This is a genomic window from Streptomyces sp. NPDC058145 (assembly GCF_042884245.1).
Classification (GTDB): Bacteria; Actinomycetota; Actinomycetes; order Streptomycetales; family Streptomycetaceae; genus Streptomyces.
The window spans coordinates 84,141-109,158 of record NZ_JBHVUH010000019.1 but is presented as its reverse complement, the minus strand read 5'-3'; the positions used below and the strand labels follow the sequence as shown (position 1 = coordinate 109,158).

Here is a 25,018-nt window from a genome sequence, read left to right as displayed (position 1 = left end):
AACTTACCGCGCGTAGGCGAATCATGGGTCCCCGCCCCGTAAAAACACGGCCACACCGACAGCTCGCCTGCCCCGGCGGTACCAGGGGTCAGCGGTCGCTCAGCCTTCCGCTGATCCACTGCAGCGTCGGCGGGATCTCCCGTCGCCAGGTGTTGAAGTTGTGGCCGCCGCTGTCCAGGATGATCGACGAGATCCGGGTCGTCTTCGTGGCCTTCACCCGCTCTATGAACCTGAGCGTGTCCCGGTAGTTGTGCTCGCCGACCCGGCTGCTGGTGACGAGCAGTGAGGTGTCGGGCGCGGGGGCGTGCTTGAGGACCCACCACAGGTTGGCGCCGTCGCGCAGGTTCCGGTCGCCGCGGAAGAGGTCACCGGTCGTGGGGTCGATCGGCGCCTTGTAGTACGGCGACAGGCCCGCTCCGGCCGCGTACACGTCCGGGTGGTGCATGGCCAGCTTCAGCGCGCAGTAACCGCCGGTGGAGTCGCCGATGACGCCCCAGCTCCCGGGCCGCTTGCCCACCCGGTAATGGGCCAGCACGGCCTCGGGGAGGTCTTTGGCGAAAAACGTCTCCGTCCGCGGCCCGCCCGGGACGTCCACGCACTCGGTGTCCCGCGGCGGCGCCACGGTCGGCCGCAGCATCACCAGGATCATCGGCTGCATCCGCCCGTCCTTGGCCAGCTCCTGCGCCGTACGCGGATAGTTGAGCTTGTTCACCAGCGCCTGCGCCGTACCGGGGTAACCGGTCAGCACGACCGCCGCCGGGAACGTACGCGTGCGGTACCGCGCCTGGAAGTACTCAGGGGGCAGGTAGACGTACGCCGGTGAGGCGATGCGGGATCCGCGGCCCACGATGTCGACCTTCTGTATCTGCCCGGCCGTCCGCGGCCGGGAACCCGTCACGCCCGGCACCGGGGAGGTGGAGAGCACCTGCAGCGGGCCGCCCGAGCCGCCGCCCGAGGTGTGGTCGACGACGATCCCCTGTTCGGTCTCCCGGCCGAACAGGTCCGCCCAGCCGGCGTAGAAGCCGAAGGCCTGGTTGGCGCCGATCCCGAGGGAGGCGAAGAGGGCGAGCTGCGTGGCGAGGAGCAGACCGACGCGTCCGCTGACGGACCGCCAGCTCCGCCGGGCCAGCCGTGGCCACAGCCACACCGTGGCGACGAACAGAGCCGCGGCGAGCACGATCGCCAGCAGCAGCACCTTGTTGCTCGTGAGACCCATGGGCTGTTTCCGCCTGCGCTTTCCGCCCGTGCGCCGCCCACACATCGTCGCGAGGGCTTGCCCGGGGCTTTCCTTGGCCTTTGACCCGGCTTTCCGGAGGGGAGTGAACCTCTCTCCCCGAGACACCGTCCTAGAGGGCGCAATGTCGCCGGATGCCCCGATCGGCACCGGGTTCAAGGTCTCTCGCAGAACTACGGGATGCGATGTCTGTCAGGATAGATGGGGAAATGTCGGGCGAGGTTCCGAGCCGATCAAGCCGGGCGCGGCGCATCCTGCGCGGCCCGCGCCCCGAGGCCGTTCCCACCCTGGTCGCCAGGGCGTGCGCCGTCGTGGGCGTTCTGGACATCGCCGCGGGTGTCTTCCCGCGCTTTCGCCACAGCCGTATGCACGCCATGGCCGAGGTGCTGCCCGGCTCCTTCGGACCCTTCGCCGCGGCCCTGTCGCTGAGCTCCGGCGTGCTGTTGCTGCTGCTCGCGCACGGGCTGAGGCGGCGCAAGCGCCGGGCATGGCGTGCCGCGGTCGCCCTCCTCCCGGCAGGCGCGGTGGCCCAGTTCGTCTACCGGCACTCCCTCATCGGCATGCTCATATCGGTGGCGCTGCTGGTGCCGCTGCTGCGCCACCGCGACGAGTTCGCCGCCCTGCCCGACCCCCGCAGCCGCTGGCGCGCGCTCGCCAACTTCGTCCTGATGAGCGCCGGTTCGCTCGCCCTCGGCCTGGTCATCGTCAGCGTCCACCCGGGCCGGACGATCGGCGACCCGAGTCTCGCCGACCGCCTGACCCACGTCCTGTACGGCCTGTTCGGCTTCGAGGGCCCGGTGGACTACGCCGGCAACACCTCGTGGACCGTCGCCTTCTCCCTGGGCGCGCTCGGCTGGCTCACCACGGCCACCACCGTCTACCTGGCCTTCCGCCCCGAGCACCCGGCCGCCCGCCTCACCGAGGAGGACGAGGCCAGGCTCCGCGCGCTGCTGGACCGGCACGGCCGGCGTGACTCCCTCGGCCACTTCGCGCTGCGCCGCGACAAGGCGGTCGTCTTCTCCCCCAGCGGCAAGGCGGCCGTCACCTACCGCGTCGTCTCCGGCGTGATGCTCGCCAGCGGTGACCCGATCGGCGACGTCGAGGCCTGGCCCGGCGCCATCGAACGCTTCATGGACGAGGCAAGGGCGCACTCCTGGACGCCCGCCGTCATGGGCTGCTCCGAGACCGGCGGCGAGGTGTGGACCCGCGAGACCGGACTCGACGCCCTGGAGCTGGGCGACGAGGCGGTGGTCGACGTGGCGGATTTCTCACTGGCCGGACGCGCGATGCGCAATGTGCGCCAGATGGTCAAGCGCATCGAGCGGGCCGGCTACGAGACCCGGGTACGGCGCATCCGTGACCTCGGCGACGCCGAACTGGAGCGTATCCGCCGGGCGGCGGAGGACTGGCGTGGCACCGACACCGAACGCGGCTTCTCCATGGCGCTCGGCCGCATCGGGGACGCCGCCGACGGCGACTGCCTGATCGCCACCGCCCACAAGGCCGAGGAGGAGCCCGGCGAGTACGGGGACCTGAAGGCGATCCTGCACTTCGTGCCCTGGGGCGAGGACGGCGTCTCGCTGGACCTCATGCGCCGCGACCGGGCCGCCGACCCCGGCATGAACGAACTGCTGATCGTCGCCGCCCTGCAGGCCGCCCCGAAGTTCGGCGTCACGCGGGTCTCACTGAACTTCGCGATGTTCCGCTCCGCCCTCGCGCGCGGGGAGAAGATCGGCGCGGGCCCGGTGCTGCGCGCCTGGCGCGGGCTGCTGGTCTTCCTCTCCCGCTGGTTCCAGATCGAGTCGCTGTACAAGTTCAACGCCAAGTTCCAGCCCCGCTGGGAGCCCCGCTTCGTCGTCTACCGCGCCTCGGCCGACCTGCCCCGCATCGGCTTCGCCACCATGCAGGCCGAGGGCTTCCTCGACCTCGCCCTGCCGCTGCCGCGCTTCCTGCGCCGGCGCGGGGCGGCCGTCGAGCGCCCCTGCGCGCACGCGGTCGTGGAACGCGACATCCGGGCGGCCTGAGCCGCGCGACGGGCGCCCCGGCCTTCCGCGGCGCCCCCACCCGGCACGGGCGGGGGCGCCGCCGCGCGTTCACGGCACCCCCCTGGGCCTACGCTGAAGGTATGAACAACCTCAGCGGGCGCGGCCGAGTGGCAGGGCTTCCGGCATGGGACCGCTGCGCGGTCATGGGAGTCGTGAACGTGACCCCCGATTCCTTCTCCGACGGCGGCCGCTGGTTCGACACGACCGCCGCCGTCAAGCACGGCCTGGAGCTGGTCGCCCAGGGCGCGGACCTGGTCGACGTCGGCGGCGAGTCCACCCGCCCGGGCGCCACCCGCGTCGACGAGGCCGAGGAACTCAGGCGCGTCATCCCCGTCGTCCGCGGCCTCGCCTCCGAGGGCGTCGTCGTCTCCGTCGACACCATGCGCGCGCGTGTCGCCGAACAGTCCCTCACCGCCGGCGCCGCCCTCGTCAACGACGTCAGCGGCGGCCTGGCCGACCCCGCGATGATCCCCGTGGTCGCCGCCACCGGCGCGCCCTTCGTCGTCATGCACTGGCGCGGCTTCCTCGAGGGCGGCAACGTCCAGGGCGCCTACGAGGACGTCGTCGCCGAGGTCGTCGACGAACTGCGCGCGCGCGTGGAGGCCGTGCTGGCGGGCGGCATCGCCCCCGACCGCATCGTGGTCGACCCCGGCCTCGGCTTCTCCAAGGAGGCCGAGCACGACCTCGCCCTCCTCGCCCACCTCGACCGTCTGCGCGCCCTCGGCCACCCGCTGCTCGTCGCCGCCTCCCGCAAGCGGTTCCTCGGCCGCGTCCTCGCCGGCCCGCAGGGCGCTCCGCCGCCGGCCCGGGAACGCGACGCCGCCACGGCCGCCGTCTCCGCGCTCGCCGCACAGGCCGGCGCCTGGGCGGTACGCGTGCACGAGGTACACGCCAGCGCGGACGCGGTACGGGTCGCGCGCGCCGTGGAGGGAGCGCGCACAAAACGGTCCGCGCGGGGCGCGGGCGGCGAGCTCGGGGCGGAAGGAGCCCGGTGAGCGCCCCCCACACCGACGTCGAACAGGTGGAGGCCGCCAACACCGCCTTCTACGAGGCGATGGAGCGCGGAGATTTCGAGGAACTGTCCTCCCTCTGGCTCGTGCCCACCGACCTGGGCGTCGACGAGGAGTACCACGACCCGGCCGACACCGGCGTGGTCTCCTGCGTCCACCCCGGCTGGCCGGTGCTCACCGGTCGCGCCGAGGTCCTCAGGTCGTACGCGCTGATCATGGCGAACACCGACTACATCCAGTTCTTCCTCACCGACGTACATGTCTCGGTCACCGGTGACACCGCCCTGGTGACCTGCACCGAGAACATCCTCAGCGGCGGCCCGGCCCCCGAGGACGGCGCCGAGCTCGGCCCCCTGCTCGGCCAGCTCGTCGTCGCCACGAACGTCTTCCGCCGCACGCCCACCGGCTGGAAGCTCTGGTCGCACCACGCATCACCCGTGCTGACCGAAAGCGACGAGGATGACGAGAACGGGCAGGACGGGATCAACGGCGTGAATCCGGACGACGATCCCCTGCTCTGAACGGCCGCGCGCCCCACGGGAGCCGAGAAGTGGTTGGAATCACGAACCGGGGGTAGGAGCGGCTACCAGCCCATGACACGGCCGGGTTCCCGGGGAGAACACGCGATGAAACCTCCGGGTCCCGGCCCGGCCCGCGCCCCGCTGCCCCGGCTCTGTCAGCGCCCGCAGGTAGATTCGTCCAAGGCCGGTGTGCCGTCCGCACGTGGCACCGCCCGGCCGTTCCCGACGATTGCAGGAGTGATTCGCGTGGATCGTGTCGCGCTGCGCGGCCTGAAGGCCCGCGGGCACCACGGCGTGTTTCCCAAGGAACGCGAGGAGGGCCAGACCTTCCTCGTCGATCTCGTCCTCGGCCTGGACACCCGGCCGGCCGCCGCCGACGACGACCTGACGAGGACCGTGCACTACGGCATCGTCGCCGAGGAGGTCGTGGCCGTGGTCGAGGGCGAGCCGGTGAACCTCATCGAGACCCTCGCCGAGCGGATCGCCCAGACCTGCCTGAAGCACGAAGCGGTCCAGGAGGTCGAGGTCTGCGTCCACAAGCCGGACGCCCCGATCACCGTGCCCTTCGACGACGTGACCGTCACCATCACCCGGAGCCGAGTATGACCCGACCTTTCACCCAGGGTCACAGCGACCCGACCGTCCAGCCGGTGCCCGCCGCGGTCGTCGAGCAGGTCGACGCCGCCGACACCACGCTGAGCAACCCCAAACGGGCCGTGATCTCCATCGGCTCCAACCTCGGCAACCGCCTGGAGACCCTTCAGGGGGCCGTCGACGCCCTCGAGGACACCCCCGGCGTCCGGGTGAAGGCGGTCTCCCCCGTCTACGAGACCGAACCGTGGGGCGTCGAACCGGGTTCGCAGCCCTCCTACTTCAACGCGGTAGTGGTCCTCAAGACCACGCTGCCCCCGTCCTCCCTGCTGGAGCGGGCCCACGCCGTCGAGGAGGCCTTCCACCGGGTCCGCGACGAGCACTGGGGACCGCGCACCCTGGACGTCGACATCGTCGCCTACGCCGACGTCACCTCCGACGACCCGCGGCTCACCCTCCCCCACCCGCGCGCCCACGAACGCGCCTTCGTGCTCGCGCCCTGGCACGACGTCGACCCGGAGGCACAGCTCCCCGGCCTGGGCCCGGTGGCCGATCTGCTGTCGGGCGTCACCCGCCACGGCGTAGAAGCACGCACGGACCTGGAACTCCGACTGCCCGAGTAGTCGTTAAGGTCAAGACGACCACAGTCCGGGACGGTCCGGGGGAGCTGAAGGGACACCGTGAAACAGCTGCGCATCAGGGTGCTGGCCGGCGTGTTCGTCGTGGCCGGAGTCCTGTCCTGGGCGGGCGCCCGCCTCTGGAACTCGATCGGGACCCTGCCCGGCGTCCCCCTGGCCGCCCCCGTCGTGCTCGCCCTGATCGCGGTGGTCCTGCTCGCCACGGCACTCTCGCTGCGCGCCCGCTTCAAGGCCCAGCGCGAGCGGCGCCCCGGCGCGAAGGGGGTCGACCCCCTGATGGCAGCCCGAGCAGTCGTCTTCGGCCAGGCCAGCGCCCTGGTGGCCGCCCTCGTCGCCGGTATGTACGGCGGCACGGGCGTCTTCCTCCTGGAACTCCTCGACATCCCCGCCCGCCGCGACCAGGCCCTCTACGCCGGCTTCTCGGTCCTGGCCGGCATCGCCGTCATAGCGTCGGCCCTGTTCCTCGAACGGGTCTGCAAACTCCCCGAGGAAGACGACCAGAACCACACCGGCGCGGAGCCGGTGGCTTGAGGGTTCACCAGGGCTGACGGGCCAGGTGACCGTCGACCAGGAAGCCAGGGAGCGCCGGGTCCAGGCGGTGGCTGAAGGTGAGGTGGCCGGTCACCACCTCGGCGACCTCGCGGGCCTGCAGACTTCCACCCACGGCGTACACCGTCCGCTTGCTCGGTAAGCCGTACTGCACTCGATCCCCCTTGATCAGTGATCACATCACTGATCAAGGGACGGTGTCGGGCACCGCTGCCGATCGGGTCAGTGCGCCAGTATCAGGCTCATCGCCTCGGCACGGGTCGTAGCGTCCCGAAGCTGGCCACGGACCGCCGATGTGGTGGTCTTGGCGCCGGGCTTCCGGATGCCCCGTACCGACATGCACATGTGCTCGGCCTCGATGACGACGATCGCGCCACGGGCTTCGAGGATCCGGACGAGGGAATCCGCGATCTGGGTGGTGAGTCGCTCCTGCACCTGCGGGCGGCGCGCGAACACCTCGACCAGGCGGGCCAGCTTCGACAGACCGGTGATCTTGCCTGTTTCGGCCGGGATGTAGCCGACATGCGCCACGCCATGAAATGGCAAAAGATGATGTTCGCACAAGCTTACGATTTCGATGTCCTTGACCAGGACCATCTCGTCGTGCCCCAGGTCGAACGTCGTCGTCAGTACGTCCTCGGGCTTCTGCCAGAGCCCCGCCAAGAGCTCCCGGTACGCTCGCGCCACCCGCGCCGGCGTCTCCCTCAATCCCTCGCGGTCCGGGTCCTCGCCGACCGCGATCAGGAGTTCCCGAACGGCGTTCTCGGCGCGCTTCTCATCGAACTCGCCGATGAAGCCTTCGCCGGCCAGCGTCACGGGGTCGGTCATCTGGTGCCTCGTTCCTGTACGTCTTGCCCGCGGGCATACGAAAATGCCGCACCCCCCAGGCTAGAACCTGGGGGGTGCGGCATTCATTCCGGGCCCGTTGGCCGGAGCGGGTCAGCTCTCGGGGCGGTCCTCCGGTGTCTGCTCGGTCACCGGGACGGTGTCCGAGACCGTGGACTTGGCCGTGCTGATGGCCGCCGTCGCGCCGTTCGCACCGTTGGTCAGTGCCAGCTCCTTGGGAGAGAGCACCGGCGGGCGGGTGGAGGGGGTGCGGCGGGAGGAGCCGGTCCACGCGGGCCGCGGCGGGCGCTTGTGGATCGTGGCGAAGACCTCGGCGATCTCCTCCTTGCCCAGGGTCTCCTTCTCGAGGAGAGCCAGGACGAGGTTGTCCAACACGTCGCGGTTCTCGACCAGGATTTCCCAGGCCTCGTTGTGAGCGGTCTCGATGAGCTTCTTGACCTCTTCGTCCACCAGCGCGGCGACCTCTTCGGAGTAGTCGCGCTGGTGAGTCATGTCACGTCCGAGGAAGGGCTCGCTGTTGTCCCCGCCGAACTTGATCGCGCCGAGCCGCTCGGTCATGCCGTACTGCGTGACCATCGCGCGGGCCAGGTTGGTGGCCTTCTCGATGTCGTTGGCGGCGCCGGTGGTCGGGTCGTGGAAGACCAGTTCCTCCGCCGCCCGGCCGCCCAGCATGTAGGCGAGCTGGTCGAGCATCTCGTTGCGGGTGGTCGAGTACTTGTCCTCGTCCGGGAGCACCATCGTGTAGCCGAGGGCGCGGCCCCGGGACAGGATGGTGATCTTGTGGACCGGGTCGGAGTTCGGTGAGGCCGCGGCGACCAGGGCGTGACCGCCCTCATGGTACGCGGTGATCTTCTTCTCCTTGTCCGACATGATCCGGGTCCGCTTCTGCGGGCCCGCGACCACGCGGTCGATCGCCTCGTCCAACGCCTTGTTGTCGACCAGCTTCTGGTCACCGCGGGCGGTGAGCAGGGCTGCCTCGTTCAGCACGTTGGCGAGGTCGGCGCCCGTCATGCCGGGCGTGCGGCGGGCGACGGCGGCCAGGTCGACGTCGGGCGCGACCGGCTTGCCCTTCTGGTGGACCTTGAGGATCTCCATGCGGCCCTGCAGGTCCGGCGGGTCGACCGCGATCTGCCGGTCGAAACGGCCGGGGCGCAGGAGGGCCGGGTCGAGGATGTCGGGCCGGTTGGTGGCCGCGATGAGGATGACGCCACCCTTGACGTCGAAGCCGTCCATCTCGACGAGCAGCTGGTTCAGCGTCTGCTCGCGCTCGTCGTGTCCACCGCCGAGGCCGGCGCCGCGGTGGCGGCCGACCGCGTCGATCTCGTCGACGAAGACGATCGCCGGGGCGTTGGCCTTCGCCTGCTCGAACAGGTCGCGGACCCGGGAGGCACCGACACCGACGAACATCTCGACGAAGTCGGAACCGGAGATCGAGTAGAAGGGGACTCCGGCCTCGCCGGCCACGGCGCGGGCGAGCAGGGTCTTGCCGGTACCCGGACGGCCGTACAGCAGCACGCCCTTGGGGATCTTGGCGCCGACGGCCTGGAACTTGGCCGGTTCCTGCAGGAACTCCTTGATCTCGTGGAGTTCCTCGACGGCCTCGTCACAGCCGGCGACGTCGCTGAACGTCGTCTTCGGGGTGTCCTTGGTGATGAGCTTGGCCTTGGACTTGCCGAAGTTCATGACCCGGGAGCCGCCGCCCTGCATCTGATTCATCAGGAACAGGAAGACGACCACGATGAGGACGAAGGGCAGCAGGGAGAGCAGGACGCCGAGGAACGGGTTCTGCTTGGACGGCGACACCGTGTAGCCGTCCGGAATCTGCTTTTCCTGGTACTTGCTCTGCAGCGTGCTGGCGATGGTCACGCCTTGGTCGCCGATGTAGCTCGCCTGGATCTTGGAGCTGCCGTCGACCTTCTGACCATCCTTGAGCTCGACCTTGACGGTCTGCTCGTCACCGGTGGTGAGCTTGGCCGACTGAACCCTGTTGTCGTTGATCGCCGCCACGACTTGGCCGGTGTCAACCGTCTTGTAGCCGCCGGACGAGCCGACGACCTGCATCAACACGACCACGGCAAGGACGGCCAGCACGATCCACATGACCGGCCCACGGAAGTATCGCTTCACGTCCATCCATACGGAGCGGTGTCGCCCCGTCCCTCCTGCCATAGTGAGTTTGATAAGACAGTTCTTCTGACGGTACCCCAGCATTGTTGCCCGAAGCCGCACGGAGCGGCATCGACGGCCGGCAATCCCGTCTCTGCATGCTCCAACGCGGAGAAACCCGCTGGGGTTCCCGATCGTCCTACAGGGAATGGCCCGGTTGGCTCAGCCGCCGTAGACGTGGGGCGCGAGCGTACCGACGAACGGCAGGTTGCGGTACTTCTCGGCGTAGTCGAGGCCGTAGCCGACGACGAACTCGTTCGGGATGTCGAAGCCGACCCACTCGACGTCGATGGCGACCTTGGCGGCGTCCGGCTTGCGCAGCAGCGTGCACACCTTGAGGGCGGCGGGCTCGCGCGAGCCGAGGTTGTTGATCAGCCAGGACAGGGTCAGGCCGGAGTCGATGATGTCCTCGACGATCAGGACGTGCTTGCCCTTGATGTCGGTGTCGAGGTCCTTGAGGATGCGGACGACACCGGAGGACTGGGTGCCCGCGCCGTAGGAGGACACGGCCATCCAGTCCATGGTGACGGGGGTGGACAGCGCCCGGGCCAGATCCGCCATGACCATCACCGCGCCCTTGAGGACGCCGACGATGAGCAGGTCCTTGCCCGCGTACTCCGCGTCGATCTTCGCGGCCAGCTCGGCCAGCTTCGCGTCGATCTCTTCTTTGGTGATGAGTACCCGCTGAAGGTCGGCACCCATGTCGTTCGCGTCCACCCGCATCACTTTCGGTCGTCCCGCACTTACGGCCGCACTCGCGTGCCTCCGGCTGCCCGGCCTGCCGGAGGGGTTCCTCCGGAGCCGCGATGTCAGCCCTGCCGAATCACCAGTCTGCCACCCTGGCGCCGGGCGACGACTTTGCCCGGGAGATTGATGACTCCCTGGCCGCGCCATCCGGTGATGAGCCGGTCGACTTCCTCGATGTGGCGGGCGAAGAGCGATCCGGCCGGGGCACCGGCCTCGATGGCGGCGCGGCGCAGGATGCGGCGGCGTACAGCGGGCGGGAGGGCGTAGAGCTTGGCGCACTCCAGGAGACCGGTGGCGTCGCGTACGGAGGCTTCGGCCTGACTGGCCCAGGTGTCGAGGGCGTCGGCGTCGTCGCGGGAGAGCTTGGCGGTGCGGGCGAGCGCTTCCACGACGCCCTTGCCGAGGGCCTTCTCCAGGGCGGGCAGGCCTTCGTGCCGGAGCCGGGAGCGGGTGTAGGCGGGGTCGGCGTTGTGCGGGTCGTCCCAGACCGACAGGGACTGGGCCATGCAGGCCTTGCGGGCGGTCTGCCGGTCCAGGGAAAGGAAGGGGCGCCGGTAACGGCCGCCGGCCCCCGAGACCGCGGCCATTCCGGACAAGGAGCGGATGCCGGAGCCGCGCGCGAGGCCGAGCAGGACGGTTTCGGCCTGGTCGTCGCGGGTGTGGCCGAGCAGGACGGCGGTGGCGCCGTGGCGTTCGGCCGCCGCGTCCAGGGCAGCGTAGCGGGCGTCGCGGGCGGCGGCCTCGGGTCCGCCTTCGCGGCCGACGGTCACGGCGATGGACTCGACGGGGTCGAGGCCGAGTCCGCGCAGCTTGAGCACGACCTCGTCGGCGCGTAGTCCGGAGCCTGGCTGGAGGCCGTGGTCGACGGTGATGCCGCCGGCGCGGACGCCGAGTTTGGGGGCTTCGAAGGCGAGGGCGGAGGCGAGCGCCATGGAGTCGGCGCCGCCGGAGCACGCGACGAGCACGAGCGGGGAGGGGGGCCGCTCGGCCGGACCCCGCCCGGCGGCGGTCCGGATGTGCCCGGTGCTTAGTCCGATGGTGCTGCTGTGGTCGGTCAGGATGTCGTGGAGGACGCGGCGGACCGCCAGGCGTATCGCCGCGACCGATGGATGGGGACCCATGTCCGGTTCCCTTCATGAAGTTTTCGGGGGGTGAGCCCGAGGATCGGTCACTCAGAGTGTGTCGATGGTGACAGAAGCGGGCCGTTCCCCGAGCATTGCACGCCTACCCATGGCTCACGGTCCCTCGGACGGGTGATTGAAGGGGCGTTCGCCTGCCGTCGGCCGGATTCGTGTCACGGCCTCGCGGCGTGGTTCACGACTCGGCCTTGCGGTGCACCCGTGCGACCCAGTCCGCCGGTTTGGCGATCTCCGCCTTGGTGGGCAGGGTGTTGGGCGAGGTCCAGACGCGGTTGAAGCCATCCATGCCGACCTGGTCGACGGCGGCGCGCACGAAGCGTTCGCCGTCCCGGTACTGCTTGAGTTTGGCGTCCAGGCCGAGCAGTTTGCGCAGGGCGAGGTCGAGCCGGGAGGCGCCCTTGGCGCGGCGCTGTTGGAACTTCTCGCGGATCTCGGCGACGCTCGGCACGACCTGGGGGCCGACTCCGTCCATGACGAAGTCGGCGTGGCCCTCGAGCAGGGACATGACGGCGGTGAGGCGGCCGAGGATCTCGCGCTGGGCCGGGGTCTGCACCAGTTCGACGAAGGAGCGCCCGCCGTCGTCCTCCTCGCCCTCGGGACGGCCGCCGGCGAGGGACTGGGCGGCTTGCCGGACGCGTTCCAGGACGGTCATCGGGTCGACGTCGGTCTCCGCCAAGAACGACTGGATCTCGCCCTCGAGGTGGTCGCGGAGCCAGGGCACGGCGGTGAACTGGGTGCGGTGCGTCTCCTCGTGCAGGCACACCCAGAGCCGGAAGTCGTGCGGCTCGACGTCGAGTTCGCGTTCCACGTGGACGATGTTGGGCGCGACGAGGAGCAGCCGGCCGCCGCCGTTCTCCCCGGCGGGCAGGTCGCGGGAGGCCGGGGCGAAGGTCTCGTACTGGCCGAGGACGCGGGAGGCGAGGAAGGACAGCAGCATGCCGAGTTCGACGCCGGTGACCTTGCCGCCGACGGCGCCGAGGACGGCGTTGCCCGGGTTGCCGCCGCGCCGTTCCTGCATCTTGTCCAGGAGGGGCTTGAGGAGTTCCCGGAAGCCGGCGACGTTGGCCCGGACCCAGCCGGGGCGGTCGACGACCAGGACGGGGGTGTCGTGTGTCTCCTCGGTGCCCAGCCGGGTGAAGCCCCGGACGTGTTCCTCCGAGGCCTTGGCGTGCCGGCGCAGTTCCGCGACGACGTCCCTCGCCTCGTCGCGGCTGACTTCGGGGCCCGGTCGTACGAGCCGTGTCGCGGTCGCCACCGCGAGGTTCCAGTCGACCATCCCGGGAGATGCGGTGCCACCGAAGCTCGTCATGCGTCAACGGTACGTGAGCGGTCCCATTTCGGGCAGGCCGTACGGGGGCGTTCCGGGTCGCCCGCGGAAGGCAGCGACCCGTTCCGGCGGGGGCTATCCGCAGCCGCAGCCCGCCAGCACCGTGGCCGTCTCGTCCAGGGCCGACTGGGCCTCCTGGGCGCTGGTCGTGCCGGAGGCCATGAAGGCGAAGGCGAGCAGGTGTCCGTCGCGGTCGACCGCCGTGCCGGCCAGGGTGTTGACGCCGGTGAGCGTGCCGGTCTTCGCCCGTACGACGCCGGCCGCGCCGTGGGTGTAGCGGTCGGTCAGGGTGCCGGTGAAGCCGGCGACGGGGAGGCCGGTGAGGACGGGCCTCAGGCCGGGGCGGGCGGGGTCGCCGGCCTTGACCAGGAGGGCGGTGAGGAGGTTCGCCGTCAGTCTGTCGTCGCGGTCGAGGCCGCTGCCGTCGTGGAAGGAGGTGCCGGACAGCGGCAGTCCGAGCTTGCGCAGTTGGGTGGCGATGGCCTTGGCGCCGCCGGTGAAGCTGCCCGCCTCGCCGCTCGCGAGGGCGGTCTGGCGGGCCAGGGTCTCGGCGATGTCGTTGTCGCTGTTGGTCAGCATGCGCTCGACGAGGGTGGCCAGTGTGGGTGAGGAGACGGTGGCGAGGGTCTCGGCGCGGCTGGTGGCCTTGGAGGGGCCGGGGGGCGTGGTCTCGATGCCGGCGTCGTGGAGGAAGCCGGCGAACTTGCGGGCGGCGTCCGCGGCCGGGTCGGTGACGCGGGCCGCGGGGCCGCTGGTGGAGTCGTCGGTGCGGCCCTCGTCGGCGGTCAGGGCGCTCACCGGGGCGAGGTTGTCGTTGACGCCGATGGGGTGAAGGGCGGGGCCGGAGAAGAGCGTGGTGTCATAGGACAGCGTGATCTTGTGGGTGCCGCGCTTCGCGAGGGTGGCGGCGGTGTCGGCGGCGAGGGTGCGCAGGCTCGCCCAGTCCCCGGCGTCGCGGCGCGCGGTGAGGGTGGGGTCGCCGCCGCCGGTCAGGATCAGTTCCCCGGTGTCGGGTTCGAGCGCGGCGCGGGTGGTGAAGCGGTGGTCGGAGCCGAGGGCGGACAGCGCGGCGACCGCGGTGGCGATCTTGGTGGTGGAGGCGGGGGTGAGGGCCTGGTCGGCCCCGGCGGCATACAGCCGCGTGCCGGTGGTGACGTCGACGACGGCCGCGCCGCGGCCGGAGCCGAGCGCCGGGACGTCCAGGAGGGGTCCGAGGACGTCCGTGAGGGCCTGCCGGCCGGGCGGGGCCTTCTTGGTGGTGACGGTGCCGGTGGTGCCGCCCAGGCCCGCGAGGACGGCCGCGGCGCTCGGCGCGGCCTGGGGGGTCTGTGCGCTCGTGCCGGAGTCGCCGTGATCTGCGCCACCTGATCGCTCCAGGGCGGTCGCCCGGTCCCGCTCGGCCGTACGCTGACCGTTGGCGTCCCAGGGACCGGTGGCGGTCACCACCGCTGCGGCCAGTGCCAGCCCGGCGGTGGCGGCGCCCGCGGTGTACTGCCAGGTCCTGACGGTCCGCCGGCGGGGGAGGTGCGCGAGTTCGGGGCGCACGGCCTTCGTCAGCCGAGCGATCCGCGGTTTCGCGGCCGTCGCGGCACGCGCCAGGCGCGGTCGTACGGCGTTCGCGATCCGCCGCACATGCGGTCCCGCGACTCGCCAAGGCCTCTGCTCAGGCACGACCACCAGCCCCTTTCGCGATCACACACCTGCGTGAGGGACACTTAATCACCAGAACTATGTGTTGATCATGGAGGAGCCACCGGTGGAGTTCGACGTCACGATCGAGATCCCGAAGGGTTCGCGCAACAAGTACGAGGTGGACCACGAGACCGGTCGGATCCGCCTGGACCGTCGTCTCTTCACCTCGACCGCCTACCCGGCCGACTACGGCTTCGTCGAGAACACCCTCGGCGAGGACGGCGACCCGCTGGACGCGCTCGTCATTCTTGACGAGCCGACCTTCCCGGGCTGTCTGATCAAGTGCCGCGCGATCGGAATGTTCCGGATGACGGACGAGGCGGGCGGCGACGACAAGCTGCTGTGCGTTCCGGCCACCGACCCGCGCGTGGAGCACCTGCGCGACATCCACCACGTGTCGGAGTTCGACCGTCTGGAGATCCAGCACTTCTTCGAGGTGTACAAGGACCTGGAGCCCGGCAAGTCGGTCGAGGGCGCCAACTGGGTGGGCCGCACGGACGCCGAGACGGAGATCGAGCGGTCGTACAAGCGCTTCAAGGAGCAGGGCGGCCACTGACCGGCCGGTTTGCCCGAGGCGGGCCGCGGCACCCTGGTGGGGTGGCGCGGCCCGTTTGCGTACGCGTGCGCATACTGAGGCCTACGGAAGGTGTCGTTCAGGGAGCGGTGTGAGGTGACGGAGGCGGAGGACCGCAAGCCCCGGTCGGACGAGGCGCGGACCACATACGACCCGGAGATCACGTCCGAGTTCGCCCTTCCCGAGGGACTGGCGGTTCCCAGGGGCGGGGTGGAGTCGGAAACCACGTCCGAGTTCGCGGTGCCCGAGGGGCTGCAGGCGCCGCCGCCGTCGAGCGCCGAGCCGGAGGGGTCGGCGTTCAGTCTGCCGCGCACCTACGGCGCCAAGGACTCGCTGGTGGCGTTCACCCCGGCGACGGGTGTGCCCGTGGTCAGCCTGATCAAGGACGCGCCGTGGCAGGACCGGATGCGCACGATGCTGCGCATGCCGGTGACCGAGCGGCCGGCGCCCGAGTCCGTGCAGCGGGCCGAGGACGAGGGCCCGGCGGTTCCGCGTGTGCTCGACCTGACCCTGCGTATCGGCGAGCTGCTGCTGGCCGGCGGTGAGGGCGCGGAGGACGTGGAGGCCGCGATGTTCGCGGTGTGCCGGTCCTACGGCCTGGACCGCTGCGAGCCGACCGTCACCTTCACCCTGCTGTCGATCTCCTATCAGCCCTCGCTGGTGGACGACCCGGTGACGGCCTCGCGCACGGTACGGCGGCGGGGCACCGACTACACCCGGCTCGCGGCCGTGTTCCATCTGGTGGACGACCTGACCGACCCGGAGACCCATGTCTCCCTGGAGGAGGCCTACCGGCGGCTGGCCGAGATCCGCCGCAACCGGCACCCGTACCCCGGCTGGGCGCTGACGCTGGCCGGCGGGCTGCTGGCCGGTGCGGCCTCGGTACTGGTCGGCGGTGATCTGATCGTGTTCATCGCCGCAGCGCTCGGCGCGATGCTCGGCGACCGGCTGGCCTGGCTGTGCGCGGGGCGCGGGCTTCCGGAGTTCTACCAGTTCACGGTGGCCGCGATGCCGCCGGCGGCGATCGGGGTGGCGTTCTCGCTGACGCATGTCGGCGTCAACGCGTCCGCGGTGGTCACCGGTGGGCTGTTCGCGCTGCTGCCCGGGCGGGCGCTGGTGGCGGGGGTGCAGGACGGCCTGACGGGCTTCTACATCACAGCGTCGGCGCGTCTGCTGGAGGTCATGTACTTCTTCGTCGGCATCGTCGTCGGCGTGCTGGTCGTCCTGTACTTCGGGGTGAAGGTGGGCGGCAAGCTGGATCCCGACGCGGCGCTGGGCGGCATCTCCGAGCGGCCACTGGTGCAGATCGCCGCGTCCATGCTGCTGTCGCTGACGTTCGCCGTGCTGCTGCAGCAGGAGCGGTCCACCGTGCTGGCGGTCACGCTCAACGGGGGCGTGGCGTGGTCGGTGTACGGCGCGATGCACTACGCGGGCGGGATCTCGCCGGTGGCCTCCACGGCGGTGGCGGCGGGGCTGGTGGGGCTGTTCGGGCAGTTGCTGTCCCGGTACCGGTTCGCGTCGGCGCTGCCGTACACGACCGCGGCCATCGGGCCGCTGCTGCCGGGTTCGGCCACGTACTTCGGGCTGCTGAACATGGCGCAGAACGAGGTCGACAAGGGGCTGGTGTCGCTGGCCAAGGCGGCGTCCCTGGCCATGGCGATCGCGATCGGGGTCAACCTCGGGTCGGAGATCTCCCGGCTGACCCTGCGGGTCGGCTCCGCCGGCAAGCGGCGGGCGGCGAAGCGGACCCGCGGTTTCTGACGGCCTCAGCGGCCGCGGTAGTCGCCCTGGTTGCCGTAGGGGTACTGGTTCGGGTCGTACTGGTTCGGGTCGTACCCGTTCTGGTCGTACTGGCGTCCGTTCTGGGCGTACCCCTGCCCGCTCTGGTCGTACCGCGGCTGCTGGTGCTGACCCTGGTCGTAGTACTGGTCGCTGTCGTAGCCGCCCTGGTTCCAGTGCTGCTGCTCCTGCTGGGGCTGCTGCCGGTAGGGCTGCTGGTAGGGCTCCTCCGGCTCGATGCGGCGCAGCCGGGTCGTCGCGTCGTCCATGACCGGCTGCTGCTGGAACCGGGGAACCGGGTGCTGCTGTGCGGGCTGCGCCTCGGCCGCCTCCCGCTGCCCGGCCTTCTTGTTCTTGCTCCGCGCGCGCAGGTACTCGATCGCGATCGGGATCACCGACACGAGGACGATCAGGATGAGGATCGCCTCGATGTTGTTCCTGACGAGCGCGTGCCGCCCCAGCCAGGAGCCCAGCAGGGTGACGCCCGCGCCCCACAGGACACCACCGATGACGTTGAAGGTCAGGAACGAGCGGTACCGCATACCGCTGACGCCGGCGACGATCGGCGTGAAGGTGCGCACGACGGGCACGAAGCGGGCCAGGATCAGGGACTTCGGGCCGTACTTCTCGAAGAACTCGTGCGCCTTGGCGACGTTCTCCTGCTTGAACAGCCGGGAGTCCGGACGGTTGAACAGGGAGGGCCCGACCTTCTTGCCGAACATGTAGCCCGCCTGGTCGCCGAGGATCGCGGCGAGGCAGATCAGGGCGATCGCGCCCCACAGCGGGAAGTCCAGCTGGTTCGTGGCGATCAGCAGACCGCAGGTGAACAGCAGCGAGTCACCCGGCAGGAAGAAGCCGATGAGCAGGCCGGACTCGGCGAAGACGATGAGCAGCAGACCCCAGATGCTGTAGGTGTCCAGCAGGTACTGGGGGTCCAGCCAGCTCGGGCCGAGGGCGAGTGTCGTCACGGGTCCGGGCTCCTGAGGGGGTGAGGCGGCTACGGCGTCCATGGGGGGGCCGCACAAAGCTACCAACGTGACGTGACCGCCCCAGGTTCCACCGGTGTCTCCAGGATGCACTGTGGTGCGACCGGGAGAAAGCTGTGACTCATGGGACTCGATGACTACGGCGGCGGCCAGGGGCCCCAGCCGGACGTGCTGGTCGTGACCACGAACGACGTGCCCGGTTACCGGGTGCAGCAGGTGCTCGGCGAGGTCTTCGGGCTGACCGTGCGCTCGCGGCACATCGGCAGCCAGATCGGTGCCGGGCTGAAGTCGATGATCGGCGGCGAGCTGAGAGGGCTCACGAAGACGCTCGTGCAGACCCGCAACCAGGCCATGGAGCGGCTGGTGGAGCAGGCACGCGCGCGTGGGGCCAACGCGGTGCTGATGTTCCGCTTCGACGTCACCGAGGCGGCCGACGTGGGCACGGAGGTGTGCGCCTACGGCACGGCCGTCGTGCTGGCCCGGGAGTAGCCCTCCCGGGCCCCGGGATCACGCCGTGTGGCGGTCGGCGTTGGCGGCGATCGCCTCGCTGAGGTGTTCGGCGAGGCCGGGCCGCGTGGAGTCGTAGAACGCCTTGAAGCGCTCGTCGGCGACGTACATCGCGCCCAGGCAGCGGTGCATGGGGTGCGGGCACTCGTAGAACCACTTGCCGATGTGCCGGCGGTGCTCCTCGGCCAGGTCCATGGCCGCCTCGTCGGTCGGCTGCCCGCCGGCGGCCATCAGGGCGACGTAGCGTCCGGTCCAGTCGTCGGTCTCGGCCTGCATGCGCCGCCAGTCGTCCTTGGTGTAGCGGGCGGCGCGGCGCTGCGACTCGGCGTAGGCCTCGGTGCCGCCCCAGCGCCGCTCGGTCTCCTCGGCGTACCTCTCGGGGTCGTTGTCCCCGAAGACCTCGAACCGCTCCTCGGGGGTGAGGTTGATGCCCATCGTGCGTGCCTCCATGGCGTGCTCCACGGCCGCGGCCATCTTCTGCAGCTTCTCGATCCGGGCGGTCAGCAGCTCGTGCTGGCGGCGCAGGTGCGCGCGCGGGTCCGCGTCCGGGTCGTCGAGCAGGGCCGCGACCTCGTCGAGCGGAAAGCCGAGTTCGCGGTGGAACAGGATCTGCTGGAGCCGGTCGAGGTCGGCGTCGTTGTAGCGCCGGTGGCCGGCGTGGGTGCGCTCGCTGGGTACGAGCAGGCCGATCTCGTCGTAGTGGTGCAGGGTGCGCACCGTGATTCCGGCGAACCCCGCGACCTGTCCCACGGAGTAGCTCACTTTCCGCTCCTTGTCGTCGGTACGGCCACCACGCTGCGGCCTCACGCCACGTGAGGTGCAAGCCGGACGCGCTCCGGATGTTCGCGGCGTTGGGTCCGCTTATCGTGACGACGTGACCCAGGACACCGGGCAGCAGGCTCGCTCGACCCGGCCGGCGAGCCCGGCGCGGGCCCTGCTGCCGTTGATCCTGCCCGCCGTCGCCGTCGGCGTGGCCGCGAGCCTCGTCTACGTCGGCCTGAGCGTGGCGGCGGAGCAACTGCAGCACGTGCTGTGGGGGCCGCTGCCGGACGCGCTCGGCGTGGGCCGCTACTCGGTGCTGTGGATGTTCGTCATGCTGGTGGCCACCGGCCTCGCCGTCGGGCTGGTCGTCTGGAAGGTGCCGGGCCATGCCGGGCCGGATCCGGCGACCACCGGTCTGGACGCCCCGGTGCTGCCGCCCCTGGTACTGCCGGGTCTGGTGCTGGCGACCGGGCTGATGCTGGCGGGCGGGCCGAGCCTGGGCCCGGAGAACCCGATCATCGCCGTGAACGTCGGCCTGGCGGCCTGGCTCGGCGGGCGATTCCTGTCCCGGATGCCGGGCGCCCTGTGGCCGATGCTGGCGGAGGCGGCGACGATCGGCGCGCTGTTCGGCACCCCGGTGGCGGCGGCCCTCGTCATCTCCGAGGCGCTGGCCGGACGGCCGGTCCGGGGGCTGCTGTGGGACAACCTGTTCGCGCCGCTGACCGCGGCGGCGGTCGGGGCGCTGACCACCTCGTTGCTGTACCGCCCGGGCTTCGACCTGGGCCTGCCGCCCCTGGGCCGCCCGCGCTGGACGGACCTGCTGGCGGCCCTGGTGCTCGCCTCGGTGGCCGCCGTGCTCGGTATGTGCGCCGTACGCGCCTTCCCCTACGTCCACGCGGCCTTCCAGCGGTTACGGCACCCGATGCTGATGCTTCCGGCGGGCGGTGTCGTGCTCGGCGCCCTGGCCGCCCTCGGCGGTCATCTGACCCTCTTCAAGGGGCTGTCGGAGGTGGGGGAGCTGGCGCGTGACCCGGCGGGCTGGTCGGCCGGGCAGTTCGCCACCATGGCCGTGGTGAAGCTGGCTGCGCTGCTGGTCGCGGCCTCCTGCGGCTTCCGGGGCGGCCGGATCTTCCCCGCCGTCTTCATCGGCTCCGCGCTCGGTCTGTGCGCCCACGCGCTCGTCCCGGCCGTACCCGCCGCACTGGGCGTCTCCGCGAGCGTGCTGGGCATGCTCCTGGCGATCACCCGGCAGGGCTGGGTGAGCCTGTTCACGGCCGCCGTCCTGGTGGCCTCCCCCGCCGTCATCGCCCTGCTCTGCATCGCCTCACTGCCGGCCTGGCTGCTGGTGACCGGGCGGCCGCAGATGCAGCTGCGCGACGACGGCACCCCCGTCCGCTGACCTCGTTCCCCCCCCGTCTGGAGGCATGTCATGGCCCTGCACAAAGGTCCGGAGAAGCACGAAGAGCGCCTGATGTCGGTCAACCCGTTCTTCGGAGAGGCCAATCCGGTCGGCGGGATGACCGAGGCACCTCCCACGCACCGGCTCCCCGACACCCCGCTGCCACCGTCCACGGCGTACCAGCTGGTGCACGACGAGCTGATGCTGGACGGCAACGCGCGGCTGAACCTGGCCACCTTCGTCACCACCTGGATGGAGCCGCAGGCCGGGGTGCTGATGGGTGAGTGCCGGGACAAGAACATGATCGACAAGGACGAGTACCCGCGCACGGCCGAGCTGGAGCGGCGGTGTGTGGCGATGCTCGCCGACCTGTGGAACGCCCCGGACCCGTCGGCCGCCGTGGGCTGTTCGACCACGGGCTCGAGCGAGGCCTGCATGCTGGCCGGGATGGCGCTCAAGCGCCGCTGGGCGCAGCGCAACGCCGACCGCTACCCGGGAGCACGCCCGAACCTGGTCATGGGCGTCAACGTCCAGGTCTGCTGGGAGAAGTTCTGCAACTTCTGGGAGGTGGAGGCCCGTCTGGTGCCCATGGACGGCGACCGGTACCACCTGGACCCGCGGGCGGCGGCCGAGCTGTGCGACGAGAACACCATCGGTGTCGTCGGCATCCTCGGCTCCACCTTCGACGGGTCGTACGAGCCGATCGCGGAGCTGTGCGCCGCACTGGACGCCCTCCAGGAGCGCACCGGGCTGGACATTCCGGTGCACGTGGACGGGGCCTCCGGAGCGATGATCGCACCGTTCCTCGACGAGGACCTGGTGTGGGACTTCCGGCTGCCGCGCGTGGCGTCGATCAACACCTCCGGGCACAAGTACGGCCTGGTCTACCCGGGCGTCGGCTGGGCCCTGTGGCGGGACAAGGAGGCGCTGCCCGAGGAGCTGGTCTTCCGGGTGAACTACCTGGGCGGTGACATGCCGACGTTCGCGCTGAACTTCTCCCGCCCCGGCGCCCAGGTCGTCGCGCAGTACTACACGTTCCTGCGGCTGGGCCGTGAGGGCTACCGGGCGGTGCAGCAGACCACGCGGGACGTGGCGCGCGCGCTCGCCGGGAAGATCGAGGCGCTCGGCGACTTCCGGCTGCTGACGCGCGGGGACGAGCTGCCGGTGTTCGCCTTCACCACCCAGGGCGGCCTGCCCTACGACGTCTTCGACGTCTCCCGGCGGATGCGCGAGCACGGCTGGCTGCTGCCCGCCTACACCTTCCCGCCGAACCGCGAGGACCTGGCGGTGCTGCGGATCGTGTGCCGCAACGGCTTCTCCCACGACCTGGCCGACCTGTTCGTGGACGACCTGGGCCGCCTGCTGCCGGAGCTGCGCCGGCAGCCGCATCCCCTCACCAAGGACCGGGAGGGGGCCACCAGCTTCCATCACTAGGTCGTGTCCGTGAAGTCGCGTCGTTCGCCCGCGGGGCGGGCCTCGCGGCGTCCGGTGCGTGCTCTGGGGGTCCCCCCGGCCGGAGGACGGGGGAGTGACGGCCGGATGCCCTCGTACCGGGCGTACTCGGGCTTTCGGCCGGTGCGGCGAGTGGGGGTGCCCCCTCCGGGGGAGCGTGCCGGGCGTCGCGGCGCGGGCGTGACTTCGCGGACCCGCCCCGGGGCCGCACGGGGGCATGCCGGATCAGCGGTCGTCCCCCGGGTGCCGCTCCCCCGTCGCGTACGGGTTGTCCTGGCCCTCGGAGAGGACGCCCACGAACGGCTCGCCCTCCCCCGCGAAGGTGTACGCGCCGCCTTCCAGGCGGGCGATGAGCCCCTGGGTCCAGGCGGCGTCGGAGTCGGCCGTGTGCACCCAGAGGTTCATGATCTCGCCGATGTGCCCGAGCTGTCCGGGGCCGTCCTCGGGGATGTAGTGCCCGGTGACGGCGGACCGCCACTGACCGATGCGCCGGATCCGCTCCCGGAGCAGGTCCAGCGCCTCGGCACGCTCCAGCTCGACCAGGAAGCCGATGGCGGCGGACTGGATGTCCATCTTCTGGTCGTAGGAGACCAGGGACTCGCGCAGCAGCCGGAAGAACTCCGTCTCGCCCGGGTCGGTGATCTCGTACTCGGTGCGCGGTGGGCCGCCCGCGGTGGACGGCGCGATCTCGTGCGCGCGCAGCAGCCCCTGTTTCGCCATCTGCTTCAGGGCGTGGTAGATCGAGCCCGGCTTGGCGTTGGACCACTCGTGCGCGCCCCAGTACTCCAGGTCGCCCCGCACCTGGTAGCCGTGGGCCCGCCCGTGCTGGCGGACCGCGCCCAGCACGAGAAGTCGGATCGCTGACATGCCGTCCAGGTTATGGCCGCGGCTCAGGCCCGCTGTTCCAGGGCCACCAGCTCGAAGGCGGTCTTCCCGTCCAGGGACTCCCGGATGATGTCGGCGTGGCCGGCGTGCCGGGCGGTCTCGCGGATCAGGTGCAGACACAGCCAGCGCAGGGAGACACGTCCCTCCGGCGGGAACCAGGGGTCGGGCGGCAGCGGGAAGGTGTCGTCCAGGCTGGGCGCGGAACGGATGAACTTCTCCGTCTCGCCGGCGACCTGCTCCCAGTACGCGAGCTGCCCGGCCACCGTCTCGTCATCGGTGAGCAGGAAGCACTCGTGCCAGTTCGACTGGTCGCGGTGGACCGTCGGCGGCTCCTGCCGGGCCCGGGCCAGCCAGCTCTGCTCGACCTCGGCGACATGCTTGAGCAGACCGCCGAGCGACAGCTCGCTGGCACTCGGACGGGAGCGGGCCTGCTCCTCCGTCAGCCCCAGCAGCGCCCTGCGGATGCCGCCTCGCTGCTCCCCCAGGAACGCGAGCAGCGCCCCGCGCTCGTCGCCCTGCGTCTCCGCCGCCACGTGTGTGACCATGACCGGCCGCCTTTCATCGGGTCCTCTTGCCTGACACCGACGAAGCTACGGGCCCTTGCGGTCAGCTTCTGTCCGCAAGGGCCCGGCACGCGCGGGGCGATTCAGGCGCCCCTAGAAGGGGAAGCCGCTGCGGCCGTGCTGCACCGAGATCCACTTGATGGTGGTGAAGGCCTCGACGGTCGTCTCTCCGTTCAGCCGGCCGAGGCCGGAGTGCTTCTCCCCGCCGAACGGCACCAGCGGCTCGTCGTGCACGGTGCCGTCGTTCACGTGGAACATGCCGGTGTCGATCCGCTTGGCGAACGCGACCCCGCGCTCGATGTCGCCCGTGTGGACGGCGCCGCTGAGGCCGTAGGGGGTGTCGTTGACGATCCGGACCGCCTCCTCCTCGCCGTCGAAGGGGACGAGGAAGACGACCGGGCCGAAGATCTCCTGCTGGAGCAGGGCGGAGCCGGCGGGGACGTCGGTGAGCACGCTGGGCTCGACCAGGTTGCCGGTGGTGGTGCCGTGCACGAGGGCGGTGGCACCCTCGGCGAGCGCCTGGTCCACGACGCCCGAGACGGCGCTCGCCTGCTGGGAGTTGATCACCGGGCCGATGACGGTCTGCGGGTCGCGCGGGTCGCCGACCTTCAGCGTCCGGACCTTGGCGACGAACTTCTCGGTGAACTCCTCGGCCACCGAGCGGTCCACGAGGACCCGGTTCGCCGCCATGCAGACCTGGCCCTGGTGCACGTAGCGGCTGAAGACGGCCGCGTCCACCGCGTAGTCGATGTCGGCGTCGTCCAGGACCACCAGCGCGCTGTTGCCGCCCAGTTCGAGCACCGCGCGCTTGAAGTGGGAGGCGCAGACGGTGGCGACGTGCCGGCCGACCTTGTCGGAGCCGGTGAAGGAGATGACCTTGGGGACCGGGTGCTCGATGAAGGCGTCGCCGATCTCCGCTATGTCGGTGACGACGACGTTGAGCAGGCCGCCCGGCAGCCCCGCGTCCTCGAAGATCTTCGCCACCAGGGTGCCGCCCGCGATCGGGGTGTTCTGGTGCGGCTTGAGCACCACGCCGTTGCCGAGCGCGAGGGCCGGGGCGACGGACTTGATCGACAGCAGGAACGGGAAGTTGAACGGGCTGATCACGCCCACCACGCCCACCGGCACCCGGTAGACGCGGTTCTCCTTGCCGTCGGTCGGGGAGGGCAGGATCCTGCCCTCCGGGCGCAGCGCCAGGTTGACCGCCTCGCGCAGGAACTCCTTGGCGAGGTGCAGCTCGAAGCCGGCCTTCACGCGCGTGCCGCCCAGCTCCGCGACGATCAGGTCGGCGATCTCCTGCTCCCGGTCCTCGATCAGCCGCAGCGCCCGCTCGAACACCGTGCGGCGGGTGTAGGGGTTGGTCGCGGCCCACTGCTTCTGCGCGCGAGCGGCACTGCGGTAGGCCTGGTCGATCTCGTCGACCGTCGCCACGGTGATCGAGGCCAGCTTCTCGTCGTCGTACGGGTTGAAGTCGATGACGTCCCAGGAACCGGTGCCCGGGCGCCACTCACCGTCGATGTACTGCTGGGCCAGGTCGCTGAAGTAGGACGGCATGTGATCCCTCAATCGGTAGCAGACACAGGAGCCACGTCGCGGTCTGATCACA

24 protein-coding genes are annotated in these 25,018 nt (G+C 70.9%); 11 read left to right on the top strand and 13 right to left on the bottom strand.

The window, feature by feature from the left end:
* Positions 1–88: 88 nt before the first annotated feature.
* Positions 89–1,216: an alpha/beta hydrolase gene (locus tag ACFVVO_RS34140; RefSeq protein ID WP_390060224.1), complete on the bottom strand. Its 1,128-nt coding sequence runs from the start codon at positions 1,214–1,216 to the stop codon at positions 89–91.
* A gap of 227 nt (positions 1,217–1,443) precedes the next feature.
* Between ACFVVO_RS34140 and ACFVVO_RS34135 the strand changes: the two genes are divergently transcribed.
* The 6 genes from ACFVVO_RS34135 to ACFVVO_RS34110 all read left to right on the top strand — a co-directional run bounded on the left by ACFVVO_RS34135 (position 1,444) and on the right by ACFVVO_RS34110 (position 6,570).
* A complete protein-coding gene (locus tag ACFVVO_RS34135) occupies positions 1,444–3,258 on the top strand; it encodes a phosphatidylglycerol lysyltransferase domain-containing protein (protein ID WP_390060222.1) in 1,815 nt (604 codons plus the stop codon).
* Between the two features lie 101 nt (positions 3,259–3,359).
* Positions 3,360–4,274: a dihydropteroate synthase gene (gene folP / locus ACFVVO_RS34130; protein WP_390060220.1), complete on the top strand. Its 915-nt coding sequence runs from the start codon at positions 3,360–3,362 to the stop codon at positions 4,272–4,274.
* Positions 4,271–4,810, top strand: coding sequence for a nuclear transport factor 2 family protein (locus ACFVVO_RS34125; protein WP_390060218.1), 540 nt, complete (start codon positions 4,271–4,273; stop codon positions 4,808–4,810). The genes folP and ACFVVO_RS34125 overlap by 4 nt, the downstream gene beginning before the upstream one ends.
* Positions 4,811–5,056: 246 nt before the next feature.
* Positions 5,057–5,416 (top strand): dihydroneopterin aldolase, encoded by a 360-nt coding sequence (gene folB / locus ACFVVO_RS34120; RefSeq protein WP_390060216.1) that lies wholly within the window; start codon positions 5,057–5,059, stop codon positions 5,414–5,416.
* Positions 5,413–6,024, top strand: a complete 612-nt coding sequence (folK, locus tag ACFVVO_RS34115) for a 2-amino-4-hydroxy-6-hydroxymethyldihydropteridine diphosphokinase (RefSeq protein WP_390060214.1) — start codon at positions 5,413–5,415, stop codon at positions 6,022–6,024. Before folB ends, folK begins: the two co-directional genes overlap by 4 nt.
* Before the next feature lie 57 nt (positions 6,025–6,081).
* Positions 6,082–6,570 (top strand): DUF3180 domain-containing protein, encoded by a 489-nt coding sequence (locus tag ACFVVO_RS34110; RefSeq protein WP_390060212.1) that lies wholly within the window; start codon positions 6,082–6,084, stop codon positions 6,568–6,570.
* 4 nt (positions 6,571–6,574) lie between these two features.
* On the opposite strand, the gene ACFVVO_RS34105 is transcribed toward ACFVVO_RS34110, so the two are convergent.
* The 7 genes from ACFVVO_RS34105 to dacB all read right to left on the bottom strand — a co-directional run bounded on the left by ACFVVO_RS34105 (position 6,575) and on the right by dacB (position 14,490).
* Entirely contained in the window at positions 6,575–6,742 is a 168-nt protein-coding gene (locus ACFVVO_RS34105; RefSeq protein ID WP_390060211.1) for a hypothetical protein, read from the bottom strand.
* A gap of 68 nt (positions 6,743–6,810) precedes the next feature.
* Positions 6,811–7,416, bottom strand: coding sequence for a GTP cyclohydrolase I FolE (gene folE, locus ACFVVO_RS34100; protein ID WP_390060210.1), 606 nt, complete (start codon positions 7,414–7,416; stop codon positions 6,811–6,813).
* A gap of 111 nt (positions 7,417–7,527) precedes the next feature.
* Positions 7,528–9,567: an ATP-dependent zinc metalloprotease FtsH gene (gene ftsH / locus ACFVVO_RS34095; RefSeq protein ID WP_390060208.1), complete on the bottom strand. Its 2,040-nt coding sequence runs from the start codon at positions 9,565–9,567 to the stop codon at positions 7,528–7,530.
* Between the two features lie 195 nt (positions 9,568–9,762).
* On the bottom strand, positions 9,763–10,323 hold the full coding sequence (gene hpt, locus ACFVVO_RS34090; protein ID WP_390060206.1) for a hypoxanthine phosphoribosyltransferase: 561 nt from the start codon (positions 10,321–10,323) through the stop codon (positions 9,763–9,765).
* 86 nt (positions 10,324–10,409) lie between these two features.
* The gene (tilS, locus tag ACFVVO_RS34085) at positions 10,410–11,468 is read right to left on the bottom strand and encodes a tRNA lysidine(34) synthetase TilS (protein ID WP_390060204.1); all 1,059 of its coding nucleotides are present in this window, start codon (positions 11,466–11,468) and stop codon (positions 10,410–10,412) included.
* 193 nt (positions 11,469–11,661) lie between these two features.
* On the bottom strand, positions 11,662–12,795 hold the full coding sequence (locus ACFVVO_RS34080) for a zinc-dependent metalloprotease (protein WP_390060202.1): 1,134 nt from the start codon (positions 12,793–12,795) through the stop codon (positions 11,662–11,664).
* A gap of 93 nt (positions 12,796–12,888) precedes the next feature.
* Positions 12,889–14,490, bottom strand: a complete 1,602-nt coding sequence (dacB, locus tag ACFVVO_RS34075) for a D-alanyl-D-alanine carboxypeptidase/D-alanyl-D-alanine-endopeptidase (RefSeq protein ID WP_390060200.1) — start codon at positions 14,488–14,490, stop codon at positions 12,889–12,891.
* Positions 14,491–14,569: 79 nt separating this feature from the next.
* On the opposite strand from dacB, the gene ACFVVO_RS34070 reads away from it, so the two are divergent.
* Positions 14,570–15,061 carry an inorganic diphosphatase gene (locus ACFVVO_RS34070; protein ID WP_390060304.1) on the top strand — a complete coding sequence of 164 codons (492 nt, stop codon included), beginning with the start codon at positions 14,570–14,572 and terminating at the stop codon, positions 15,059–15,061.
* Between the two features lie 114 nt (positions 15,062–15,175).
* Positions 15,176–16,840 (top strand): threonine/serine exporter ThrE family protein, encoded by a 1,665-nt coding sequence (locus ACFVVO_RS34065; protein WP_390060198.1) that lies wholly within the window; start codon positions 15,176–15,178, stop codon positions 16,838–16,840.
* Positions 16,841–16,845: 5 nt separating this feature from the next.
* Here ACFVVO_RS34065 and ACFVVO_RS34060 read toward each other — a convergent pair whose 3' ends face one another.
* Positions 16,846–17,826, bottom strand: coding sequence for a DedA family protein (locus tag ACFVVO_RS34060; RefSeq protein ID WP_390060196.1), 981 nt, complete (start codon positions 17,824–17,826; stop codon positions 16,846–16,848).
* A 141-nt stretch (positions 17,827–17,967) separates the two neighbouring features.
* Between ACFVVO_RS34060 and ACFVVO_RS34055 the strand changes: the two genes are divergently transcribed.
* The gene (locus ACFVVO_RS34055; RefSeq protein ID WP_250402311.1) at positions 17,968–18,333 is read left to right on the top strand and encodes a YbjQ family protein; all 366 of its coding nucleotides are present in this window, start codon (positions 17,968–17,970) and stop codon (positions 18,331–18,333) included.
* A gap of 18 nt (positions 18,334–18,351) precedes the next feature.
* Here the strand turns inward: ACFVVO_RS34055 and ACFVVO_RS34050 are convergent, their stop codons facing one another.
* Positions 18,352–19,113, bottom strand: a complete 762-nt coding sequence (locus tag ACFVVO_RS34050; protein WP_390060194.1) for a MerR family transcriptional regulator — start codon at positions 19,111–19,113, stop codon at positions 18,352–18,354.
* Between the two features lie 112 nt (positions 19,114–19,225).
* Between ACFVVO_RS34050 and ACFVVO_RS34045 the strand changes: the two genes are divergently transcribed.
* Together ACFVVO_RS34045 and ACFVVO_RS34040 are read left to right on the top strand one after the other, a co-directional pair.
* Positions 19,226–20,512 carry an ion channel protein gene (locus ACFVVO_RS34045; protein WP_390060192.1) on the top strand — a complete coding sequence of 429 codons (1,287 nt, stop codon included), beginning with the start codon at positions 19,226–19,228 and terminating at the stop codon, positions 20,510–20,512.
* 30 nt (positions 20,513–20,542) lie between these two features.
* The gene (locus ACFVVO_RS34040) at positions 20,543–21,946 is read left to right on the top strand and encodes a glutamate decarboxylase (protein WP_390060190.1); all 1,404 of its coding nucleotides are present in this window, start codon (positions 20,543–20,545) and stop codon (positions 21,944–21,946) included.
* Positions 21,947–22,189: 243 nt separating this feature from the next.
* Here ACFVVO_RS34040 and ACFVVO_RS34035 read toward each other — a convergent pair whose 3' ends face one another.
* From ACFVVO_RS34035 to ACFVVO_RS34025, 3 genes are all read right to left on the bottom strand, one after another.
* The gene (locus tag ACFVVO_RS34035) at positions 22,190–22,831 is read right to left on the bottom strand and encodes a PadR family transcriptional regulator (RefSeq protein ID WP_390060189.1); all 642 of its coding nucleotides are present in this window, start codon (positions 22,829–22,831) and stop codon (positions 22,190–22,192) included.
* 23 nt (positions 22,832–22,854) lie between these two features.
* Positions 22,855–23,394 carry a DinB family protein gene (locus ACFVVO_RS34030; RefSeq protein ID WP_390060187.1) on the bottom strand — a complete coding sequence of 180 codons (540 nt, stop codon included), beginning with the start codon at positions 23,392–23,394 and terminating at the stop codon, positions 22,855–22,857.
* Positions 23,395–23,505: 111 nt separating this feature from the next.
* Complete coding sequence (locus tag ACFVVO_RS34025) at positions 23,506–24,966, bottom strand: aldehyde dehydrogenase family protein (RefSeq protein ID WP_390060185.1); 1,461 nt, start codon at positions 24,964–24,966, stop codon at positions 23,506–23,508.
* Between the last annotated feature and the right edge of the window lie 52 nt (positions 24,967–25,018).